Here is a 12577-nt window from a genome sequence, read left to right as displayed (position 1 = left end):
TCAGGAAGCCTTCCTGTTAGTTTCTCGGTCCATGACCTCTCCCCACCGGGCCATCGGCGCGGTCTTCGCCGTCCACGGGGCCGTGGCGGGCACGCTCGCCACCCGCCTGCCGTGGATCCAGGACCGCCTCGACCTCTCCCCCACGGTGCTCGGGCTGGCCCTGCTGTGCCCGTCCATCGGCGCGTTCACCGCGATGCCGACCGCGAGCCGCGCGGCGCACCGGATCGGCGAGCGCCGCACCGTCCGGCTGCTGATCGCGGCCTGGTGCGCGGCGCTCGCCCTGCCCGCGCTCGCGCCCGCGCCCGGCTGGCTGTTCCCGGCGATGCTGCTGTTCGGCGCGACCGCCGGAATGTCGGACGTCGTCATGAACGCGCACGGCGTCGCGGTGGAGCGGGCCGTGCGCCGCCCGGTCATGTCGGGGCTGCACGGCCTGTGGTGCGTCGGCAGCCTCGCCGCGGGCGGCGCCGGCATCGCCGCCGCGCACGCCCGGATCGACGCCCGGCTGCACCTCGGGGTGGTCGCGCTCGTCCTGCTGGCGGCGGGCCTGGCCGCCGGGCGCGGGCTGCTCGCGGACCGGCCGGCGGAGGGCGTCCCCGCGCCGCGCCGGTTCGCGCTGCCGACGCGGGCCGTCGCGGCGATCGGCGCGGTCGGGTTCTGCGGGACGTTCGCCGAGGGCGCGAGCGCCGACTGGTCCGCCGTCTACCTCACCGAGGTGACGGACGCGGGCCCCGGCCTCGCCGCCGCCGCGTTCACGGTCTTCATGTCGTGCATGGCGGTCACCCGGCTGGCCGGCGACCGGATCGTGCGGCGGTTCGGCCCGGCGGCGGTCACCCGGTGCGGCGGCTCGGTCGCCGTGGCCGGCGGGGTCATGGTGGTGGCCGCCCGCGCGCCGTGGGCCGCGATCGCCGGGTTCGCGCTGGTCGGCATCGGCATCGCCACCGTCGTCCCGCTGGTGTTCGCGGCGGCGGCCGGCCTCGGCGCGACGCCCGGCGAGGGCGTGGCGGGCGTCGCGACGATCACCTACCTGTCCGGGCTGACCGCGCCCGCGGTGACCGGCTGGACGGCGGGCGCGCTGTCCTACCGGGCCGCGTTCGCGATGATCACGTGCGTGGTGGCGGTGATGACGCTGTCGGCCGGCGCGCTGCGCCCGCGCGGACCGGGCGGGCCGGGCCCGGCCGCGCCCGACCCGGCGGCGAAGGCGCTGCGCTAGCCGTACCCGACCGGTCCGGCCGGGGCGCGGGCATGCGAAAGGCCGGGGACGGCGAGCGTCCCCGGCCTCTCACGGGTCTAGATCAGCGGCAGTGCCTCAGAGCGGGTAGACGCCCTCGGCCTGCGGGCCCTTCTGGCCCTGGGTGATCTCGAAGCCGACGCGCTGGTTCTCGTCCAGGCTGCGGTAGCCGTTGGTGGTGATCGCCGAGTAGTGGACGAACACGTCCGGGCCGCCGCCGTCGGGAGCGATGAACCCGAAGCCCTTTTCGGCGTTGAACCACTTCACGGTGCCTTCGGCCATGGTGTTCCCCTTCCGGGTAGAACTCACCGGGCCGCCGGGCGGCGGACCGGGCTGCAGCGGACTCATCTCACGCCCGCCGGTCGCCCGGAGAAAACGTTTCGAGACTGCCTGGCGGCCGGCCGGCCGGGCCGGTCGCCATCGTGCAACGCACCCGAACCTACCCGATGCCGGGCCGCCTCATGCACCGACACACCTAAACAAGATCCGCCAGGGCCGCCGCCGCGCGGTGGCAGTCGTGGAACGTGCAGTACAGCGGCACGGGGGCGAGCCGGACGACATCGGGTTCGCGCGCGTCGGCGACCACGCCGTGGGCCTCGGCGAGGCTCCGGACGAGCCCGCCGGCGTCCGCGACGCGCAGCGACAGCTGGGTGCCGCGCGCCGCCGGGTCCGCCGGTGTGATGATCTCCGCACCGCCGATCGGGGCGAGCCGGGACGCCAGGTAGCCGGTGAGGCGCTCGCTCCTGGCGCGCAGCGCGTCCATCCCGACCCGGTCGAAGATCTCCAGGGAGGCGAGGACGGGCGCGAGCGCCATGATGGGCGGGTTGGACAGCTGCCAGGCGTCGGCGGACGCGGGCGCCGTGATGTCGGGGTCCATCCGGAACCGGACGGCGGGCTCGGTCCCCCACCAGCCCGACAGCTTCGGCACGGACGCGTCCCGGACGTGCCGCTCGTGGACGAAGCAGCCCGCGACCGCGCCCGGACCGGAGTTCAGGTACTTGTAGGTGCACCAGGCGGCGAAGTCCACGTCCCAGTCGTGCAGGCGCAGCGGGACGTTCCCGGCGGCGTGCGCGAGGTCCCAGCCGACGACGGCGCCGGCGGCGCGGCCCGCCTTGGTGATCGCGGGCATGTCCATGAGCTGGCCGGTCAGGTAGTTGACGCCGCCGAGCAGGACGAGCGCGACCGTGCCGCCCTCGCGTTCGAGGAAGCCGAGGACGTCCTCGGTGCGCAGGTTGTCCTCGCCGGGGCGGGGCGTCAGCCGCACGACCGCCGCCGCCGGGTCGAGCCCGTGGTGGACGGCCTGGCTGGCGACCGCGTAGGAGTCCGACGGGAACGCCGCGTCCTCGATCACGATGCGGGTGCGGTCCCCGGACGGCCGGTAGAAGCTCGCCATCATCAGGTGCAGGTTGACGGTCAGCGAGTTCATCGCGACGACCTCGTGGGGCCGCGCGCCGACGAGCCGGGCCGCGGGCTCGCGGAGCAGCTCGTGGTAGTCGACCCACGGCCGGCGCGCCCGCGTGTGCCCTTCGACGGCCAGCCGCGCCCAGTCGTCCAGCTCCTCGCGGAGCCGGTCCGCGACGCCGCGCGGCTGGAGGCCGAGCGAGTTGCCGGCGAAGTACGCGGCCTCCGCGTACGCCCCGCCGGGCGCGGGCGGGATGTGGAACTCGCCGCGCAGCGCGGGCAGCGGGTCGCTCCCGTCCAGCCGCCGCGCCTCGTCCTCCCTGTCCGCGCCTTCCCTGCCCGCGCCTTCCCTGTCCGCCGCACTGGTCACTGGGTCATTCCTTCGGTGGTCACGAGGTCGTGAGCGGGGTCGTGCGCGTGCGCGCGGGCCCGGGCGGGGGCGAAGAACGCCTCGGCGTTGCCGCCGAGCAGCCGGGAGCGGTCCGCGTCGTCCAGCCCGGGGCAGGCCCGGATCGTCGCGCCCGGCTCCAGCTCGCCGAGCGGGAACGGGTAGTCGGTGCCGAGCATGACCCGCTCGGGGCCCATCACGTCCACGAGGAGGCGGAGGGCGCGCGGGTCGAACACGGCCGAGTCGACGTGGAACCGGTCGGTGTACTCCGACGGCGGGCGCGGCGAGTCGGCGCGGACGATGTCGCGGCGGTGCCAGGCGTTGTCGGCCCGCCCGAGCAGGAACGCGAAGGAGCCGCCGCCGTGGCAGAAGCACAGCCGCAGCGACGCGGGGATGCGCTCGAACGCGCCGGACAGCATCAGCCCGAGGATGCTCAGCTGCGTCTCGGCGGGCATCCCGGACAGCCACGGCAGCATGTGGCCGCGCATCCGGTCGGCGCCGAGCATGTCCCACGGGTGGGCCAGCACGGGGAGGCCGATCGTCGCGCAGTGCGCGAGGAACACGGTGATGCCGTCGTCGTGGAGGTCGCGGTCGCCGACGTGGTTGCCGATGTGGACGCCGCGGTGCCCGGCCGCCTTCGCGCGCGTCGCGACCCGGCAGGCGAGCGACGGGTCTTGGAGCGGGACCTGGCAGAGCGGCAGCAGCCGGTCCGGTGCGTGCGCGCAGAAGGCGAGGATGCGCTCGTTGACGAGGTCGCACCAGTCGGCGGCGCGGGACGGCTCGGCGGCGTACCCGAACATCAGCGGGGTGGACGAGACGGCCTGGACGTCCACGCCCGCCGCGTCCATGTCGGCGACGCGGCGGGCCGGGTCCCAGAGCGCCTCGCCGACCGGCCGGTACTCCTCGTCCCCGCACATCATCATGCCGGTGCCGCCGCCGTCGACGCGCAGCCACGGCTGCCCCTCGTCGGCGAGCAGGCGGCCCTCGTCACGGCCGAGCTGCGGGAAGACATGGGCGTGGACATCGAAGACGGTCATGTCAGACCCGGGGCGCGGTGGTCGGGGTCATGGTCTGCGGCCAGGTCCTGCCCGGGTGGACGGCCCCGCAGTTCGCGCACTTGCGGTCGCCGCCGTAGAAGCCCTCGAAGACGGGCGGCAGGTCGTCGACGATCGAGGCGACCTGGAGTTCGGCGCGGTGGACGAGGTGGTGGCACTCGGTGCAGTACCACTCGAACGCCTCCGTCAACCCCTCCGGCCGCGGGATCTCCACGACGAGGCCGATCGACCCGGCCTCGGGCCGCTGCGGCGAGTGCCGGACGTGCGGCGGCAGCAGGAACACGTCGCCCTCGTTGATCTGCACGTCCACCGGCGGGCGGCCCTCCTCCTCCATGACGCGCAGCACCATGTTGCCCTTGAGCTGGTAGAAGAACTCCTCGGTCGGGTCGTCGTGGAAGTCGGTGCGCTGGTTGGGGCCGCCGACGACCATGATGATCAGCCCGGCGTCGTCGAACACCTGGACGTTGCCGACCGGCGGCTTCAGCAGGTCGCGGTGCTCGTCGATCCAGGCTTCGAAGTTGAACGGCCGTCCGTGCGACAGCTGCGGGAGTGTCATGCTCCGGCCTCCTTGCCGTTGCGGGGGATGTGGGCGACGCACGAGATCTCGATGAGCAGGTGCGGGTGCGGGAGCTGGTGGACGGCGACGGTCGTGCGCGCCGGGCCGGTCTCGTCGAAGTACTCGCCGTAGACCTCGTTGTAGCCGCCGAAGTCGTTCATGCTCACCAGGTAGGCGGTGACGTTGACGACGTCCGACAGGTCTCCGCCGGCGGCGCCGAGGAGGTCGCGGACGTTCTCGATGACGGCGCGGGTCTGCGCGCGGATGTCGAGGTCGGTGACGCCCATCGGGTCGGCGCTCGCGCCGACGAACGTCCCGTCGGGGCGGCGGGAGCTCGTCCCGGACACGAACACGAAGTCGCCGGCCCGCTTCAGGTGGGGGAACCGTCCGCGCGGCGTGGCCTTGCCGTCCACGAGGAACGCGTCGCCCATCACGTCGTCACCTCCACGCTGCCGAGGCCGGCGCCGGTGACGCGGACGTGCGCGTCCTCCGGCAGCGGGACGGCGGCGGTCGCGGCGCCGGCGAGGACGATCCATCCCGGTTCGAGCTTCATCCCGGCGCCGAGCGCGAGCCGCGCCGCCGCCCGCAGCGACCGCGCCGGGTCGCCGAGGATCGCGGCGGACGAGCCCGCCTGCACGGGGCGCCCGTCGATCTCCAGCAGCAGCCCGACGTTCGACAGGTCGCGCGGTTTGTGCCACGCCCCGTAGCCGAACCGCGCCGCGGAGGCGTTGTCGGCGATCACGTCCGGGAGGGTGAACTTGAAGTCCTGGAAGCGGGAGTCGAGCACCTCGAACCCGACCGCGACGCCCGCGACGGCCGACTCGACCTCGGCGGGCGACCGGACCTCCCGTCCGATCAGGTAGGCGATCTCGGGCTCGACGCGCGGGTGGATGAGGCGCGACACGTCCACGGACGACTCGGCGAGCATCCGGTCGGTGAGCAGGCCCCAGATGACGTCGTCGACGCCCATCTGCACCATCTTGGCGCGGCTGGTGAAGCCCATCTTCACCCCGGCGACCCGCTCGCCGCGGCGCCGGCGGCGCTCGATCCCGGCCCGCTGCACCGCGTAGGCGGCGGGCACGTCGAAGGGCGCCGTGCCGGTCAGCTTCGGGACCGCCCGGACGTCGCGGGCGGCGTCGTCCAGCGTCGCCGCGAGGGCGTGGACGTCCACCATCAGCCCTCCTCCTTGCCGAAGGCGACGCGGACGTCGCCGAGCCCGTCGATACGGGCCTCGAACACGTCGCCGGGCGCGGCCGGGACCACCGGCCCGAGCGCACCGGTCAGCACGGTGTCGCCGGCCCGCAGCGGGCGGCCGACGCGGACCAGCGTGTCGGCGAGCCACAGCGCCGCGTTCAGCGGGTGGCCGAGACAGGCGGCGCCGTTGCCGGTGGAGACCTGCTCGCCGCGCCGCTCCATGACCATCCCGCACAGGCGCAGGTCGACGTCCTTCAGCAGGACGGGGCGGTTGCCCAGTGCGTACATGCCGGACGAGGCGTTGTCGGCGACGGTGTCGGCGAGCGTGATGTCCCAGTCGCGGACGCGGCTGCCGACCACCTCGATCGCGGGCAGCGCGAACGCGGTCGCGCGGATGACGTCGGCGGCGGTGTGCCGCTCGTGGGTCAGGTCGTGCTCCAGGACGAGCGCGACCTCGGCCTCGGCGCGCGGCTGCAGGACGGTGCCGGCGGGGATCTCCTCGCCGTCCGGGACGGCCATGTCGGCGAACAGCATCCCGAAGTCGGGGCTGTCGACGCCGATCTGCCGCTGGACGGCCTTCGAGGTCAGGCCGATCTTCCGGCCGGCGAGGCGGCGGCCCTCGCCGAGCCAGCGCTCGGTGAGCCTGTCCTGGACGGCGTAGGCGTCGTCCGCCGTCGTGATCAGGTCGCGGACGGGCGCGCACGGCGTGCCGCTCGCGTAGGCGCCGAGGAGCCGTTCGGCGGCCTGGTCGATGGTGGTTGTCACTGGGCTCGCTCTCAGATCTGGATGCAGACGTTGACGGGTTCGGAGAAGAAGTCCATGGAGTACTCTCCCCCTTCCCGGCCGATCCCGGACGCTTTGACACCGCCGAACGGGGTGCGCAGGTCGCGCAGGTTCCAGCAGTTCACCCAGACGATGCCCGTCTCAATGCGGGGCGCCACCCGGTGAGCCCGCGACAGGTTCGTCGTCCAGATCGTGGACGCGAGGCCGTAGGGGCTGTCGTTGGCGAGGTCGACGGCCTCGTCCTCGGTGTCGAACGGGGCGACGTGGCAGACGGGCCCGAAGATCTCCTCCTTGACCGTGCGTGCGGTCTCGGGAAGCCCGGTGAGGACGGTGGGCTCGACGTAGAAGCCGCCGTCCCTGGCGTCGCCGAAGGCCGGGGCGCCGCCGCCGGCGACGACCGTGGCGCCTTCCTCTTCGGCGAGCCGGTAGTAGGAGAGCACCTTGTCGCGATGCTCGGCCGAGATCATCGGACCGTAGCCGTCGAGTTCCTTCGCCCGCGCGGCCAGCCTCTCGACGAACTCGTCGAAGACGGGCCGCTCCACGTAGACGCGCTCGGTGCAGAGGCAGATCTGCCCGGAGTGGGTGAAGGACGAGCGGACCGTGCCGTCCACGGCGGCGCCGAGGTCCGCGTCGGCGAAGACCAGCGCGGGGTTCTTGCCGCCCAGCTCGAACGACACGGGCGTCACGTGCTCGGCGGCGCTGCGCATGATCGCGCTGCCGGTGGCGGACTCGCCGGTGAACGCGATCGCGTCCACCCCCGGGTGTTCGGTGAGGAACTCCCCGGCCGCGCCCGCGCCGTGCCCGTGCACCAGGTTGAACACCCCGTCCGGCACCCCGGCCTCGTCGATGACCCGTGCGAGCAGGGTGGCGGTGGACGGCGTCTCCTCCGACGGCTTGACCACGATGGTGTTCCCGCACGCCAGCGCAGGGGCGATCTTCCAGGTCGACAGCAGCAGCGGGAGGTTCCACGGCGAGATGATCGCCACCACGCCGAGCGGCCGACGGACGGTGTAGTTGAGCGCCTCGCCCGTCCCCGTGCTCCATCCCGGGATGCGCGTCGTGTAGGCACGCTCGGGGCGGCCGTACAGCAGGTCGGCGTAGGCGCGGAAGTTGCCGGCCGCGCGCGGCACGTCGACGGTCTCGGCGAACGCCCGGGGCCGGCCGGTGTCCGCGACCTCCGCCTCGACGAACTCCTCGAACCGGGCCTGGATGCCGTCCGCGATGCGCCGCATCGCGGCGGCCCGCTCCTCGGCACCGGCCGCGCCCCACTCGCCCTTCAGCGCCGCCCGCGCCGCCGCCACGGCGTCGTCCACGGTCTCCCGCGCGGCCTCGGGGACGGTGCCCAGCTCAGCACCGTTCGCGGGGTCGATGAGCGGGAACGAGGCACCGTCCGCACGGAAGACGCCGCCGACGTAGTGCTCAGCCTTCATCCGTTCCTCCAGCGCAGCTCGACAGTCCGATCCTCTGCCCCGCGAGCTATGCCTGGCAAATACCAATCGACCAGTGAGCTATCACGAACTCGTGATAGTAAGGCGGCATGCGCGCGATCGACCTGCTCAACGGACGGCTGAAGCTCCGGCACCTGGTGCTCGTCGTCGCCATCGCCGACCACGGCAGCGTCCTGCGGGCCGCCGAGCACCTGCATCTGGCGCAGCCGGCCGTCACCCGCAGCCTGCGCGAGGTGGAGAACCTCCTCGGCGTCGACCTGTTCACCCGCGGCCCGCGCGGCGTGACACCGACCCTGTTCGGGGACGCGTTCATCGAGCACGCCCGCGCCGTGCTGGCCGAACTGCGTCGCGCCGGCGAGCGCATCACGGGCCTGGCGGACGGGGAGGTCGGCACGGTCACCATCGGCACGCTCCTGGCCGGGTCGAACGTCCTGCTCCCCCGCGCGATCGCCGCGCTGAAGAAGGACCGGCCGGGCATCACCGTGATCGTCCAGGAGGCGACGTTCGACGCCCAGGTGCCGCGCCTGCTGGACGGCGAGATCGACCTGATCCTCGGCCGCCTCAACCCGATCGACGACCTGCGCGGCCTCCGCCAGATCACCCTCTACGGCGAGCCGGTGCTCCTGGTCGCCCGCCGGAACCACCCGGCCCGCACCCTGCCGGACCTCGGCCTCGCCGACCTGCTGGCCTACCCGTGGGTGCTGCCGCTGGAGCAGACGGCGCTGCGCACCGAGTTGGAGCAGGTGTTCCGCGCGTCGGGCCTCACGCTGCCCGACAACCTGGTCGAATGCACGTCGGTACTGACCGTCCGGACGCTCGTCCGCGACACCGACATGATCGCCGCGCTCCCCGAACTGGTCGCCCGCACGGACGCCGACATTGCGCCGCTGCCGATCCCGCTGGAGACCGTCCGCCGCCAGGTCGGCGTGACGCTGCCCGCACACCGGGCGCCGACGCCCTCGGCCCGCCTGATGCTCGACCACCTCCAGCACGAGGCGGCCGCGCTCACGGCCTGATCAGCCCTGCCAGCGCCTTGCCGACCGCCGACCCGGCATCGCCCAGATCGAGGACGACGTCGAAGTGGTCCCGGTCGGGCACGACCATCAGCTCAGAGCCGTCCCACATCGGCTGGAACGTCCGCGACTGCGCCACGAACCCGTCGCCGTCGTTCTCCGCGACCACGAGAACCACCGGGCACTTGTGCTCGGCCGGTTGCAGGGCGGGGCTCAACGCCGCCGCCCTCTCCAGATCCAGCTTCACGTAGTCGTTCACGTAGATACGGGTGACCGGCCGGATGTCGAACAGCCCGCTGATCGGCATCGCGGCCTTGACGACGTCCTCCGGAACCCCGAACTCGTCCTGCCAGCCGCCGACCATCGTCATCGCGGTGAGATGCCCGCCCGCCGAACTGCCGCCGACCACAATGCGCTCAGGGTCGAGCCCATACTCGCGCCCGTGCCGGTGAATCCACGCGATCGAGGCCCGCGCCTGCCGGACGATCTCTTCCAGCGTGGCCTTCGGCGCGAGCGTGTAGTCGGGCACCACCGTCGCGATGCCCTGCTCGTGAAGAGCCCGCGCCATGAACGACGACTCCTCCTTCGACAGCGCGAACCAGTAGCCGCCGTGGAAGAAGACGAACGCGGGCCTGAGCCCGCGCTCGTCCACTCCCCACACGTCCAGCCGCTCGCCGCTCACCTCGTCGAAGACGACCCCGCGATGCCCCGGCAGCCCCTCGACGGCCCGCGCGGACTCCTCCCGGTACCGCACGAGGTGCCGTTCAAGCAGGTCATGCCCCGCCTTTCGCCGCACGTTGTAGGCGACGTCCAGTTCTTCATCGCTCAGCCCGCTGCCCGGCCACTCGTCCGCATCGCTCACGCCCCCACCCTCCTCCCCCCCGCGCCGCCGGACAAATACCGATTCACCCGGCGGCTATCACCACTCTGCTATCCACGCGCCACCTCGAACCACACGGAGACCCCGTCCTTGCCGTCGACGATCCCCCACCGGTCGGCGAGCCCGTCAACGATCATGAGCCCGCGCCCGGACTCGCTCAGCCCGTCCCGCTGGGGCGGCACGATGGGCCGCGCATGCGCACCGCCCTCGTCCTGGACCTCCACATGCAGCCGCGCGGCCGAGACCAACACCGACACCCGCACCCCGCCGCCGGGCAGCCCGCTGTGGGTGTGGCGGACGGCGTTAGTGGCGATCTCGCACACCATCAGGTCGACGTCGCCCAGGTCGAACGAGTGCTCAACCCCTTCCAACACCTGCCGCACGTAAGCACGAATGTCTCGGACGCCGAGCCCCTCACTGGACGACAGCCGAGCGTCCCTCCGCTCCCAGACGATCACGACGCCACCCCCGCGATCCGCCGAGCGGCCAGCCGCACCGACTCGGCCGGGACCTTGCAGGCCGCGTCCCACAGATAGGCCCACCGCCCGTCCCGCTCCTGGACGCCGAGCACCGCCAGCGACCGCCGCCGTGCGGCCAGGGGAACCGAGAGCACGGGCTCCGCCGTGGCGTCGAGGTAGAGAACGGACCCCTGCCCGACCTCCCGCAGAGCCCACATGAGCCGCACGAGAACCCGAAACCGCTCCAGCGTCACCCCGTCCCGCTCCGGCCCGCCGAGCGCCGCCCCTTCCGGGGACTTCGGTAGATTGCCCACAGTCCGACTCCTTTCAGTCGGGCGAGGCCCCGGGTCTCGGTGTGGCTGCACCGACCGGGGCCGCTCTCTCTGTTCTCCTGCGCCATGCCTTCAGGCAGTGGCACTCTGTGTCCGCAAGAATGCACTACGTACATGCTCTGCGCAATACTGCATGTGAAATCCGGCTCACAGAGGGAGAACCACGTGTCAGGCAAGCAAGACCGGAGCCACAGCCCGCTCCTCCGCGCCCGCCGCCTCGCGCTGGAGCTGACGAGGCGCCGCGAGTCCGCCGGCCTCACCCGCGACGAGGTGACGCGCCGCCTGGAGTGGGCGAACTCGACCTTGTTCCGCATCGAGACCGGCCGCACCAGGCCGCAGCCCCGCAGCGTCCGCGAACTACTGGACCTCTACGGCGTCACGGGCCCCCAGAAGGAGGGGCTCATCCAACTCGCCCGCGAGGCCCGCCGGCCCGGCTGGTGGCACTCCTTCCGCGACGTCCTCCCTGATCCATATGAGGTCTACATCGGTCTGGAATCCGGTGCCGCAGTCATCCGCGCGTTCCAACCCCTCGTGGTGCCGGGCTTCCTCCAGACCCCTGATTACGCCCGCGCGGTGATCCGCGGTGGCCCTCAGGAACTGGAACCTGACGAGATCGACCGCAGAGTGCATGTGCGCATAGCACGACAGCAGATCCTCTCTCAGCCGGACCGTCCACGCCTCTGGGTGGTCTTGGACGAAGCCGCGCTCCATCGCACGGTTGGCAGTACGGCGATCATGCGGGAGCAACTTGCGCACCTGGTCACGATGTCGGAACAAGGGAAGACGACCATCCAGATCGTTCCGTTCAAGTGCGGCGCCCACGCCGGCGCCACCGGTCCGTTCGTCATCCTCGGCTTTGCCGAACCGACCGATCCGAACGTGGTGTACCTCGAAACCATCCCAGATGGAATCTACCTGGAGCGCGCAAGTGACGTTGAGGCATATATGCTTGCATTTGACCATCTACTCGCGGCTGCCCTACATCCTGACGACTCGGTAGCATTGATTAACCGCGTAGCGGATGCGATCACCTGAGGCAATGACAAGGATGTGCGCGATGGGCAACTCGGACGCGATCTCTGCCGCATGGCGCAAGAGTGCTCGTAGTGGCCAGAACGGCGAGTGTGTCGAAGTCACATCCATCTGCGGAGGAATAGGAGTCAGGGACAGCAAGGACCCCGGCGCCGAGCAGCTTACGTTGGGCTTGGGCACGTGGGCGGCGTTCGTGGGTGAGGTTCGAGACGGCCGGTTCGACCTCCCCTGAGCTACGCGCTCCTATACGGAACGTCTTCGCCGACTACTGGAAACTGCCACTGTCGCCATGGGGTTCGTGGACGGCGTTCGCCGAGGGCTTCGTGGTTGTCTCAGGTGACCATTGCGCGGTCGTGGTGTCGGCTGAGGTCGGTCAGTGCGGTGATGGCCGGGTCGTTCGGGGTTTCCAGCGCTGGTAGGCGACCACCGCCGCGGTTGACCAGGACGATGGCGGTCGCGGTGAATCCCTCCATGAGGGACCGGAGGATCACGTGGTTCGAGCGCGCGTATCGGCGGATCAGGGCGTCGACGAACGTGCTGAAGACCTCGATGTCGATCTCGCACTCGTCCGCTTGCATCGGGCCGAGACCTGAGGGGAGGTCTGTGAGCGTGGCGAATGATTCCGCCGCGCGCAGGAAGACTTGCGCGACGCCCGTGGCGGGATTCCAGAGGACGCGTTGGCCTATCTGGAAGTACTGGCTCATCGTCCTCCTTGTACGGCAGTCCGAGATCGTGATCTTGTCATGGTCGGCTGATTCGGGCTCGCTGGTGGAACCAGCGGGCGCGGGCTTGGTGACGCCGTCGCCACA

General features: G+C 71.9%; 16 protein-coding genes. 4 read left to right on the top strand and 12 right to left on the bottom strand.

The window, feature by feature from the left end:
- Positions 1–31: 31 nt before the first annotated feature.
- Complete coding sequence (locus ABZ806_RS32635; RefSeq protein WP_500221297.1) at positions 32–1210, top strand: MFS transporter; 1179 nt, start codon at positions 32–34, stop codon at positions 1208–1210.
- 96 nt (positions 1211–1306) lie between these two features.
- On the opposite strand, the gene ABZ806_RS32630 is transcribed toward ABZ806_RS32635, so the two are convergent.
- From ABZ806_RS32630 to ABZ806_RS32595, 8 genes are all read right to left on the bottom strand, one after another.
- Entirely contained in the window at positions 1307–1510 is a 204-nt protein-coding gene (locus tag ABZ806_RS32630; protein ID WP_067639228.1) for a cold-shock protein, read from the bottom strand.
- A 193-nt stretch (positions 1511–1703) separates the two neighbouring features.
- Positions 1704–2999: a kynureninase gene (gene kynU / locus ABZ806_RS32625; protein WP_500221296.1), complete on the bottom strand. Its 1296-nt coding sequence runs from the start codon at positions 2997–2999 to the stop codon at positions 1704–1706.
- Entirely contained in the window at positions 2996–4054 is a 1059-nt protein-coding gene (locus ABZ806_RS32620; protein ID WP_500221295.1) for an amidohydrolase family protein, read from the bottom strand. The genes kynU and ABZ806_RS32620 overlap by 4 nt, the downstream gene beginning before the upstream one ends.
- Position 4055: 1 nt before the next feature.
- Entirely contained in the window at positions 4056–4628 is a 573-nt protein-coding gene (locus ABZ806_RS32615; RefSeq protein WP_500221294.1) for a 3-hydroxyanthranilate 3,4-dioxygenase, read from the bottom strand.
- Positions 4625–5059 (bottom strand): RidA family protein, encoded by a 435-nt coding sequence (locus ABZ806_RS32610; RefSeq protein WP_500221293.1) that lies wholly within the window; start codon positions 5057–5059, stop codon positions 4625–4627. Before ABZ806_RS32610 ends, ABZ806_RS32615 begins: the two co-directional genes overlap by 4 nt.
- Positions 5059–5802 (bottom strand): 2-keto-4-pentenoate hydratase, encoded by a 744-nt coding sequence (locus ABZ806_RS32605; RefSeq protein WP_500221292.1) that lies wholly within the window; start codon positions 5800–5802, stop codon positions 5059–5061. Before ABZ806_RS32605 ends, ABZ806_RS32610 begins: the two co-directional genes overlap by 1 nt.
- Positions 5802–6587: a 2-keto-4-pentenoate hydratase gene (locus ABZ806_RS32600; protein WP_500221291.1), complete on the bottom strand. Its 786-nt coding sequence runs from the start codon at positions 6585–6587 to the stop codon at positions 5802–5804. Before ABZ806_RS32600 ends, ABZ806_RS32605 begins: the two co-directional genes overlap by 1 nt.
- Before the next feature lie 11 nt (positions 6588–6598).
- On the bottom strand, positions 6599–8035 hold the full coding sequence (locus ABZ806_RS32595) for a 2-hydroxymuconic semialdehyde dehydrogenase (protein ID WP_500221290.1): 1437 nt from the start codon (positions 8033–8035) through the stop codon (positions 6599–6601).
- 107 nt (positions 8036–8142) lie between these two features.
- Between ABZ806_RS32595 and ABZ806_RS32590 the strand changes: the two genes are divergently transcribed.
- Positions 8143–9069: a LysR substrate-binding domain-containing protein gene (locus tag ABZ806_RS32590; protein ID WP_500221289.1), complete on the top strand. Its 927-nt coding sequence runs from the start codon at positions 8143–8145 to the stop codon at positions 9067–9069.
- Here ABZ806_RS32590 and ABZ806_RS32585 read toward each other — a convergent pair.
- From ABZ806_RS32585 to ABZ806_RS32575, 3 genes are all read right to left on the bottom strand, one after another.
- Positions 9059–9928 (bottom strand): alpha/beta hydrolase, encoded by an 870-nt coding sequence (locus ABZ806_RS32585; RefSeq protein WP_500221288.1) that lies wholly within the window; start codon positions 9926–9928, stop codon positions 9059–9061. The genes ABZ806_RS32590 and ABZ806_RS32585 overlap by 11 nt on opposite strands.
- A 68-nt stretch (positions 9929–9996) precedes the next feature.
- Positions 9997–10404 (bottom strand): ATP-binding protein, encoded by a 408-nt coding sequence (locus tag ABZ806_RS32580; protein WP_500221287.1) that lies wholly within the window; start codon positions 10402–10404, stop codon positions 9997–9999.
- Positions 10401–10718, bottom strand: coding sequence for a hypothetical protein (locus ABZ806_RS32575; protein ID WP_500221286.1), 318 nt, complete (start codon positions 10716–10718; stop codon positions 10401–10403). Before ABZ806_RS32575 ends, ABZ806_RS32580 begins: the two co-directional genes overlap by 4 nt.
- 183 nt (positions 10719–10901) lie before the next feature.
- Here ABZ806_RS32575 and ABZ806_RS32570 point away from each other — a divergent pair, with 183 nt between their 5' ends.
- On the top strand, positions 10902–11771 hold the full coding sequence (locus ABZ806_RS32570; RefSeq protein WP_500221285.1) for a helix-turn-helix domain-containing protein: 870 nt from the start codon (positions 10902–10904) through the stop codon (positions 11769–11771).
- The gene (locus ABZ806_RS32565) at positions 11758–12000 is read left to right on the top strand and encodes a DUF397 domain-containing protein (protein ID WP_500221284.1); all 243 of its coding nucleotides are present in this window, start codon (positions 11758–11760) and stop codon (positions 11998–12000) included. The genes ABZ806_RS32570 and ABZ806_RS32565 overlap by 14 nt, the downstream gene beginning before the upstream one ends.
- A gap of 100 nt (positions 12001–12100) precedes the next feature.
- Here ABZ806_RS32565 and ABZ806_RS32560 read toward each other — a convergent pair.
- Positions 12101–12577 (bottom strand): DUF6086 family protein (locus ABZ806_RS32560; RefSeq protein ID WP_500221283.1); only part of this gene is annotated, 477 nt, incomplete at its 5' end.

It is taken from the genome of Spirillospora sp. NPDC047418, from assembly GCF_040643275.1.
Taxonomy (GTDB): domain Bacteria; phylum Actinomycetota; class Actinomycetes; order Streptosporangiales; family Streptosporangiaceae; genus Spirillospora.
The sequence above is the reverse complement of the archived record's forward strand: the minus strand, read 5'-3'. Positions and strand labels throughout refer to the sequence as shown.

What these genes read in the sequence shown, in the direction of transcription:
- ABZ806_RS32635 (WP_500221297.1), top strand. Translation starts at nt 32, where the DNA reads ATGACCTCTCCCCACCGGGCCATCGGCGCGGTCTTCGCCGTCCACGGG.
- ABZ806_RS32630 (WP_067639228.1), bottom strand. Translation starts at nt 1,510, where the DNA reads ATGGCCGAAGGCACCGTGAAGTGGTTCAACGCCGAAAAGGGCTTCGGG.
- ABZ806_RS32620 (WP_500221295.1), bottom strand. Translation starts at nt 4,054, where the DNA reads ATGACCGTCTTCGATGTCCACGCCCATGTCTTCCCGCAGCTCGGCCGT.
- ABZ806_RS32615 (WP_500221294.1), bottom strand. Translation starts at nt 4,628, where the DNA reads ATGACACTCCCGCAGCTGTCGCACGGACGGCCGTTCAACTTCGAAGCC.
- ABZ806_RS32610 (WP_500221293.1), bottom strand. Translation starts at nt 5,059, where the DNA reads ATGGGCGACGCGTTCCTCGTGGACGGCAAGGCCACGCCGCGCGGACGG.
- ABZ806_RS32605 (WP_500221292.1), bottom strand. Translation starts at nt 5,802, where the DNA reads ATGGTGGACGTCCACGCCCTCGCGGCGACGCTGGACGACGCCGCCCGC.
- ABZ806_RS32595 (WP_500221290.1), bottom strand. Translation starts at nt 8,035, where the DNA reads ATGAAGGCTGAGCACTACGTCGGCGGCGTCTTCCGTGCGGACGGTGCC.
- ABZ806_RS32590 (WP_500221289.1), top strand. Translation starts at nt 8,143, where the DNA reads ATGCGCGCGATCGACCTGCTCAACGGACGGCTGAAGCTCCGGCACCTG.
- ABZ806_RS32565 (WP_500221284.1), top strand. Translation starts at nt 11,758, where the DNA reads ATGCGATCACCTGAGGCAATGACAAGGATGTGCGCGATGGGCAACTCG.